This window comes from Nostoc favosum CHAB5714, from assembly GCF_020829495.1.
Lineage (GTDB): Bacteria > Cyanobacteriota > Cyanobacteriia > Cyanobacteriales > Nostocaceae > Nostoc > Nostoc favosum.
The window spans coordinates 1-7,588 of the sequence record NZ_JAIVFQ010000179.1 but is presented as its reverse complement, the minus strand read 5'-3'; the positions used below and the strand labels follow the sequence as shown (position 1 = coordinate 7,588).

Genomic DNA, 7,588 nt, shown 5'->3' with positions numbered 1-7,588 from the left:
TGTGCTTTAGTTCCTTCATTCTCTCATTTAAAGTGGATGTTTGAGTGGTTTATCCGACACACTACCTTTGATTTCGCTACTCTCCAGATGTACGGAGTTTTTTCAAAAATCAAATAGGAGTCCTATAGTATTAACTATGAAAAGCAGGTCATCTATATAAAATATGTCTTAACTCATGCCGAATATGACAAAGACTACTGGAAAAATGACCCTTACTTTTAACTCAGACATTTACAGCCAATTGCTGTCTCAACATCAACCTCGGATTATCAAGACAGAAGAGGAAAACGAGAAGTTTTTAGAAACTGTTGAAGAACTGCTTTCTCGTTCCCATCTGACTCCTGAAGAAGATGCTTTGTTGGAATTATTGGTAAAACTGATTGAGGATTTTGAAGATAAGCATTATCAGCTTAATTCCTCAACACCTTATTCAAGACTTTTGCATTTGATGGAAGCTAGGGGTTTGGAACAAGCTGATTTGGTAGAAATTCTGGGTTCGAGCGAGATTGTTACTAAAATCATGAATAGCGAACTAAAAATCACTAAAAAACAAGCTGAAGCTTTGGGTAAGTTTTTTCACGTTGAGCCAAGCTTGTTTATTTTAGAATAAGCGATCGCTTTTTTTAAGTGAAACCTAGTTCAGAGATAATAGGCGATTATTCATTTAGCCCAATTTAATGGCTCTAGATAAAATAGATCAAAAAACACTTGAGAGAGCAAGAAATTTGGGCAGTTTGGGTATCCAACTTCAGTGGGTTGGTGGTAATGCATCTAAAGCAAGATAGGATGCTTTAGTTTTATGTAATAGACGTTACTTGTAAAAGACTAAGATTTAACCGCCGGATACTGTTGCAACACCTGCTTTAAATATTGCCCAGTATAAGACCTGGGATTTTTTGCAACTTCCTCTGGTGTCCCTACAGCAATCAATTCTCCCCCTTTGTCGCCACCTTCTGGACCCAAATCTATCACCCAATCAGAACAACGAATTACATCTAAGTTGTGTTCAATTACTAAAATTGAATTACCTTTATCTACCAATCTTTGCAACACATCTAATAATTTATGGACATCATAAAAAGATAACCCTGTTGTCGGTTCATCTATTAAATAAAGTGTCTTACCTGTGGCCCGTCGAGATAGTTCTGTTGCCAATTTTACCCGTTGCGCTTCACCACCAGATAAGGTAGTCGCAGGTTGTCCTAGTTGGACGTAACCCAACCCGACATCAAATAAAGTTTGCAAACGCGCGATCGCTTTGGGAATATTCTGGAAAAAGTCTAGACTTTCCTCAACTGTCATTCTCAAAACATCAGAAATAGACTTATCTTTGTACTTCACTTGCAAAGTTTCGCGGTTGTATCTCGCACCTTTACAAATTTCGCATTGCACGTAAACATCCGGGAGAAAGTTCATTTCAATAACATTCACGCCCTGTCCGCTACAAGCTTCGCAACGTCCACCTTTAACGTTGAAGGAAAATTGTCCAGGTTTGTAACCCCTAGCTTTCGCTTCTACTGTTTGGGAAAATACATCTCGAATGGCATCGAAAATTCCTGTGTAAGTTGCAGGGTTAGAACGCGGTGTGCGGCCAATGGGAGATTGATCGATAACGATCGCTTTATCAATTGCATTCAATCCCTGGATTTTATCCAAATGTCTAGGTAAGGGAACTTTCTTAGTTAAATGGTGTTGCAGAGATGGGTACAGTAATTCGTTAATCAGCGTAGATTTGCCAGAACCAGACACACCAGTGATGGAGACGAGTTTACCTAGCGGAATATCTACATCTATATTTTGTAAATTGTTGCGATGGGCATTTTTAATTCCCAAACTGCGCCCATTTCCTTCTCGGCGTTCTGCTGGTGTGGTAATTACTCGTCTTCCTGATAAATATGCACCCGTCAAAGAATCTTCTGCTGCTAATAACGCCTGAAAATCACCTTGGGCGATAATATTTCCGCCGTGAATTCCTGCACCAGGGCCAATATCAACTATGTGGTTAGCTGCGCGAATTGTTTCTTCATCATGTTCAACGACAATTAATGTATTACCCAAATCACGCAATTTCGTTAAGGTTTTAAGCAACCTGCCATTATCTCGTTGATGCAAACCAATACTCGGTTCATCTAAAACGTAGAGAACTCCTGTTAAACCAGAACCAATTTGCGTTGCTAGACGAATTCGTTGGGCTTCGCCACCAGAAAGGGTCATGGCGGGACGGTCAAGGGTGAGATAATCTAAACCTACATCTAACAAAAATTGCAATCTTGCTTTGATTTCTCTGAGGACTAAATCAGCAATTTGTAACTGACGATCGCTCAACTTAAATTGCTCAATTCTCTCTCGACAATCCCGAATTGATACGGTAGTCAAATCTAAAATTCCATATTGTCCCAACTTCACCGCCAACGCTTCCGGTTTTAACCGTTTTCCTCCACAAACCTCACACGGTTGATCAATCAAATACTGCTCTAATTTTTGCTTAATTAATTCCGAACCACCCTCATATTGCCGTTGCAAAATTGGAATAGCACCTTTAAAACTCTGCTTCCTCTGTGCCTCTGCGGTTCGTTCATCTTTCTCTCCAAATAAAATAATTTGCTGCTGTTCTTCTGTCAGCTTGCTCCAATTTGTCTGTAACTCAAATCCATAAATCTGCCCTACGCTATAGAGTAATTCCAAATAATAAGAATTATCTTTTTCTGACCAAGGCGCGATCGCAGCATAAACTGGTGCTTCCCAGTCGGGTACGATCAAGTCTGGCGCAAATCTTCTTAAAGTCCCGATGCCATGACAGTGCGGACAAGCACCATAAGGTGAGTTAAACGAAAACAATCGCGGCGATAATTCCTCCATTACCGCGCCATGTTCTGGACAAGCAAAGTTTTCCGAAAATACTAATTCTTCTTCGTCATTTGTCAATTGTCCTTTGTCATTTGTTGTTTGGTCTTGGTTATCACTAATGACAGATGACGGATGACTAATGACAATATTGGCAATACCACCCGATTGCTTGAGACACGTAGACAGAGAATCAACTAAACGCTCTTGGATACCATCTTTTTTTACCAAGCGGTCAATTACCACTTCGATGGTGTGGGTAAAATTTTTATCCAATTCAATGGAATCTGACAGTTCGCGGATCTCACCATTGATCCGCACGCGGACAAAACCTTGAGATGCCAGACTTGACAAAAGCTTACGATGTGTGCCCTTTTTACCCCGGACAACGGGTGCAAGAATTTGGAAGCGGGTGCGGTCTGGTAATTCCATGATGCGATCGCACATCTCATCGATTGTCTGGGGTGCAATACAGCGATCACATATCGGACAATGGGGTTCACCAGCCCGTCCAAACAACAGCCGCAAATAGTCGTAAATCTCCGTCACCGTACCCACAGTGGAACGGGGGTTATGAGACGTTGACTTTTGGTCAATAGAAATTGCTGGACTTAAGCCTTCAATCGCCTCCACATCTGGCTTATCCAACTGTCCTAGAAATTGCCGTGCATAGGCGCTGAGGGATTCCACGTAGCGACGTTGCCCTTCAGCGAAAATGGTATCAAATGCTAGGGAAGACTTACCAGAACCAGAAACGCCAGTGAATACGATTAGGCGATCGCGTGGCAATTCCAAGTCAATATTTTTCAGATTATGCTGCCTAGCACCCCGAATCCTAATGGTATTCTGGCTGTTGTGGCTGGGGTAGGGAAGATGTCCATTCAAGGATGCTGCTAGCTGTTTGTCTGACATATTGGGCGGCAAAGAAGGAGTTTCCTATGAAACAGTCCTTAATAATACTATCTTTAATCAGTTTATAGTAGAACAATCGTACTGTTTTAAATTGAAGTTGTACTTGAGATATTCTGAATCATGCTAGCCAATGCAGCCACCCATGATGTCACCTGGGAAAAGTTACCTGATGATTTTGTTTTAGACAACGAGCCAGTGGATAACATTAATCAGCCACTCTTGGCTGCTGCTTTAACAGAAAGCTTGGAACTTGCTGGCAGATTACCTGCCGATGCTTTAACCATCACTAACTACGGTATCTGCGCCACCTTGAATAATCGATTTGTGGTCAAAGCACCAGATTGGGGATATGTATCATCTATTCGAGTCTCACGAGAAGAAGTGAAGCGCAGTTATACGCCACGACTCCAAGGTGATATTCCGGTAATTGTGATGGAATTTCTCTCAGATACCGAAGGTGGAGAGTATTCGAGTAAACCGACCTATCCCCCAGGTAAATGGTTTTATTATGAGCGGATTTTACAAGTGCCAAACTATGCCATTTTTGAACCAGATGGCGGAGTCTTAGAAGTTTATCGGCGAGATGATTTAGGATATTATCAACTGCAAACACCGGATGCAAATAATCGTCACTGGATTGCCGAAATGAACTTGTTTTTAGGTGTATGGCAAGGAAGCCGAGAAAACCGCACAGGTTATTGGTTACGTTGGTGGGATGAAAACGGCGAACTATTACTGTGGGGTTTGGAGTTAGCAGCAAAAGAACGGCAACGTGCAGAGAGATTGGCTGCTCAGTTAAAAGCGCTGGGAGTAGAACCGGAAGTTTAACTCGGAACTTCGACCTTTTTGCTCGGCCATTCGTGTTCGGAACTCGGAACTTCGACCTTTTTGCTCGGCCATTGGTGTTCGGAACTCGAAACTTCGACCTTTTTGCTCGACCATTGGTGTTCGGAACTCGAAACTTCGACCTTTTTGCTCGGCCATTGGTGTTCGGAACTCGAAACGCCGAGTTCAGAACTTGAATTTTGTCCCTTCGTTATCAAGCGATGTCTACGACGGGCTACGCCTACGCCTTTAGCTCTACATTTAAGCTTAGAATCACTACAAAAATTAGATGGGGATTTGGACACCACGAGTTCTAAACTGCGATCGCATCTCTAATTTACCAAGCGATGTCTACGACGGGCTGTTCGGTGACGCCCAGTCCCTATATTTATACTCAGCAAGGTGGTTGAAGTACAATTACTTAAAACCGTGCTGCGCCATCTCCTCAGCTTTATTCGTGTCTAAACTTGTATCTCTCAAGAAAAATTCATCGAAAAGCTTAAAGAAATATTCAAATCCTGCTTTTTCATCATGACAGGAGAGCATAATTAACTTTGCCCAAGAGGTAACAGTCGTTACCCCAAACTTTTTTTGCAGCCAAGGTTGAAATTCATCATAAAATTTTTCTTCTTCCTCGGTCATTTCAATTTCTAATTCGCTGCGAGAAAATTCATAACCGACTAAAAACATAAATAAGTCACTTACAGAAGGTCGTCCTAGATACATTCCCGGTCTGACTCTAATTTTGTCTACAACTTCTAATAGTCCACTCATATTTATTTCATCATCTACTTTGATTATTTATAGAGATTCTAACTCTTCAACAATAAATTGTTCACTTGGACAGTGGAAATCACGTAACCAATCTTCCCTTGTCATCCCCTCAGCAGATAGATTATCAAAAACTCGTCCTAATACTTATACTCCATAGTGAGTTCCATTTTCAGTAATTGATTCATTGCGATTCCAGCGATTGCTAGTTATAAAAACTTCATTTCGTCTTTTAGTTTTAAGCTGAATAATCATACCCTCAATGCTATTTTTTGCTAACCATTGCATGACTGCTTTGGCACATTTATCACATTCAAGTAGAGGGAATTTTACTACTATTGCGCTAATTGCATAATAAACTTCCTCTTGTGATAATTGACTCACCTAGCCTCCTAGTGATTTAGTGATTTACCAAGCGATCACCTGTTATGAATATTAAAGGGCTGTAAGCGGGATAGTCTGCTAAAGATTGTTTATCCTTAACCAGACTTTTCAATGTTCCTGCCGTCTGCATTGCTAATAGCAGACCATCTATTTCCCTTGAATCATCAAACAGTCGCAGCGCATTTGTTCCGTCTTGTTCCAATCGCGTAGCCGTTAAAGCAACAATTCTTGCTGCATCTGCCTTTTTTAATTCCGCAAGAGAAGCTGTACGGGCATCGAAAGTATTGGGATGGTGCGTTATGCCCTTGGCTAACGCTACTAAGTAAGTAGACACAATTAAATGTAAGATGTCATTGCGAGCGGAACGAAGTGAAGCGTAGCAATCTCAGTCTTTGCGATTGCTTCACTTCGTACCCTACGGGAACGCCAAAGGCGAACGCAATGACGAACTATCTTATATTTATTTATATCCATCTACTTAAAAAATTACGAATTACGAATTACTAATTAAATCAGTTAGGTGTTTTAACACTTTTACAACAGTATGTAGATCATCCCCACGATTGAGCGACAGTGTGTAAGATAATGCATATCTTGGTGTACCTTGTTTCGTCAACTTAATAAATTGAAATTCTCGACCATTGGTTACAAAACCATAGGTAGGTTTATCATTACCAGGATTAGCCAACATATAAGCTAATGCTTGAGAAATTGCTACCTCCAAAGAATATTCTGCTCGTTTCGCCTCAATAACGAGAACCCAAAATGGAGGATGAAACACCAAGATATCAATACGTCCTCTAATAATTGTGCCTTCGTCTTCAGAAGAAATTCTTACCTCTTCTTCCGACGCAATGTAAAAAGGCGGTTGATAAAAACCTGCTAGACGCAATATTGGAGATAGCACCACCATTTTGACTACAGGTTCTAAAATTTGGTAGCGTGATAAATGCAAATATTCTGCCTTGACTTGGTTGAGAGATTGCTTTTCTAAGTCACTCAACTCAGGTAAATCTTGCTGCCACTCTACAAAAAACTGTTCGTTGTCTGCACGTTGTAGACCACATTTATCGATGAGTTGGGCTAAGGTTATATCTCTTCCTTGAATAAATTGAACCATTGTTCATCCTTTTTGTTAAATGGTAATTGGAGATGAAAGTCCTATTGCACTCCTAATGTAGTTTTTAATTTTTCAACCCCAAGCGATGCCCAAAATATTGACGGTACAATTTACACAGTGGCACCACTTCATTGCCTTGAAACTTAACTAACCCCATACTGCGGAGTTTAAACGCTTCAGTTGTGCCTACATCCACGGGGCGATTTGCCATCATCACTTGTTTAACCGCAGTTAGCAATTCTGCATCCTCTTGCAAATTCAGCCAATGGCGGCGTAAATGGTCGCTGTAAGGCCCTTCTTGAGTTGGAGCGATTTTTTGCAGATTTTCCAGCGTCATCCTACCACGCGCAATTTCGTAAAGCGCTACCCGCACTAAATAAGGATGACCACCGACGAGTGTGATTAATTCTTCAATTTGTGAGTTAGACCAATTGAGTTTGTGACGCTGTACCAAGTCTTGTACTTGTATTTGATTTAAGTCTGGTAATTCAATGGGTAAACGTGCTTAGATATTGGATAGATAATCGTGGCGTTGGCAAAAAAGAACTGTACCAGTACAACACTCAGTTACGTTCAGAATTTAAATTTGTCAGTGATTTAAATAACCACGCTTGCCAAGCATCAGTAGAAAACGTAGAACGTGCTATTAACAGGTTTTTTGATAACTGCAAAAAAAATAAACAGGGATTGAAAGGTTATCCCAAGTTTAAAAAGCATAGCCGTTCAGTTGAG

The 7,588-nt window shown here is 40.9% G+C and carries 8 protein-coding genes and 4 pseudogenes; 6 read left to right on the top strand and 6 right to left on the bottom strand.

What is annotated here, in order from left to right; translation table 11 throughout:
- The 3 genes and pseudogenes from LC586_RS38960 to LC586_RS38950 all read left to right on the top strand — a co-directional run.
- Positions 1-117: pseudogene (locus LC586_RS38960) on the top strand (IS630 family transposase); the annotation flags it as partial.
- 9 nt (positions 118-126) lie between these two features.
- Positions 127-222, top strand: a pseudogene (locus tag LC586_RS38955) (type II toxin-antitoxin system HigB family toxin); the annotation flags it as partial.
- Positions 206-610 (top strand): helix-turn-helix domain-containing protein, encoded by a 405-nt coding sequence (locus LC586_RS38950; RefSeq protein ID WP_229491153.1) that lies wholly within the window; start codon positions 206-208, stop codon positions 608-610. The pseudogene LC586_RS38955 and the gene LC586_RS38950, both read left to right, overlap by 17 nt.
- Before the next feature lie 215 nt (positions 611-825).
- Here the strand turns inward: LC586_RS38950 and uvrA are convergent, their stop codons facing one another.
- Entirely contained in the window at positions 826-3,756 is a 2,931-nt protein-coding gene (gene uvrA / locus LC586_RS38945; RefSeq protein ID WP_229491152.1) for an excinuclease ABC subunit UvrA, read from the bottom strand.
- 120 nt (positions 3,757-3,876) lie between these two features.
- Here uvrA and LC586_RS38940 point away from each other — a divergent pair, with 120 nt between their 5' ends.
- Entirely contained in the window at positions 3,877-4,584 is a 708-nt protein-coding gene (locus tag LC586_RS38940) for a Uma2 family endonuclease (RefSeq protein ID WP_229491151.1), read from the top strand.
- Positions 4,585-4,644: 60 nt separating this feature from the next.
- Positions 4,645-4,917, top strand: a complete 273-nt coding sequence (locus LC586_RS38935) for a hypothetical protein (RefSeq protein ID WP_229491150.1) — start codon at positions 4,645-4,647, stop codon at positions 4,915-4,917.
- An 81-nt stretch (positions 4,918-4,998) separates the two neighbouring features.
- Here the strand turns inward: LC586_RS38935 and LC586_RS38930 are convergent, their stop codons facing one another.
- The 5 genes and pseudogenes from LC586_RS38930 to LC586_RS38910 form a co-directional block, all read right to left on the bottom strand.
- Complete coding sequence (locus tag LC586_RS38930) at positions 4,999-5,355, bottom strand: hypothetical protein (RefSeq protein WP_229491149.1); 357 nt, start codon at positions 5,353-5,355, stop codon at positions 4,999-5,001.
- 27 nt (positions 5,356-5,382) lie between these two features.
- Positions 5,383-5,736, bottom strand: a pseudogene (locus tag LC586_RS38925) (papain fold toxin domain-containing protein).
- A gap of 16 nt (positions 5,737-5,752) precedes the next feature.
- A complete protein-coding gene (locus LC586_RS38920) occupies positions 5,753-6,070 on the bottom strand; it encodes a hypothetical protein (protein ID WP_229491148.1) in 318 nt (105 codons plus the stop codon).
- 159 nt (positions 6,071-6,229) lie between these two features.
- A complete protein-coding gene (locus tag LC586_RS38915) occupies positions 6,230-6,856 on the bottom strand; it encodes a type I restriction endonuclease (protein ID WP_229491147.1) in 627 nt (208 codons plus the stop codon).
- Between the two features lie 64 nt (positions 6,857-6,920).
- On the bottom strand, positions 6,921-7,349 hold the full coding sequence (locus tag LC586_RS38910) for an AAA-like domain-containing protein (protein WP_438822968.1): 429 nt from the start codon (positions 7,347-7,349) through the stop codon (positions 6,921-6,923).
- An 8-nt stretch (positions 7,350-7,357) separates the two neighbouring features.
- Between LC586_RS38910 and LC586_RS38905 the strand changes: the two are divergent.
- Positions 7,358-7,588, top strand: a pseudogene (locus LC586_RS38905) (hypothetical protein); the annotation flags it as partial.

Excerpts from the sequence above, each read along its gene's own strand:
- LC586_RS38950 (WP_229491153.1), top strand. The coding sequence starts at position 206 with ATGACCCTTACTTTTAACTCAGACATTTACAGCCAATTGCTGTCTCAA.
- uvrA (WP_229491152.1), bottom strand. The coding sequence starts at position 3,756 with ATGTCAGACAAACAGCTAGCAGCATCCTTGAATGGACATCTTCCCTAC.
- LC586_RS38940 (WP_229491151.1), top strand. The coding sequence starts at position 3,877 with ATGCTAGCCAATGCAGCCACCCATGATGTCACCTGGGAAAAGTTACCT.
- LC586_RS38930 (WP_229491149.1), bottom strand. The coding sequence starts at position 5,355 with ATGAGTGGACTATTAGAAGTTGTAGACAAAATTAGAGTCAGACCGGGA.
- LC586_RS38915 (WP_229491147.1), bottom strand. The coding sequence starts at position 6,856 with ATGGTTCAATTTATTCAAGGAAGAGATATAACCTTAGCCCAACTCATC.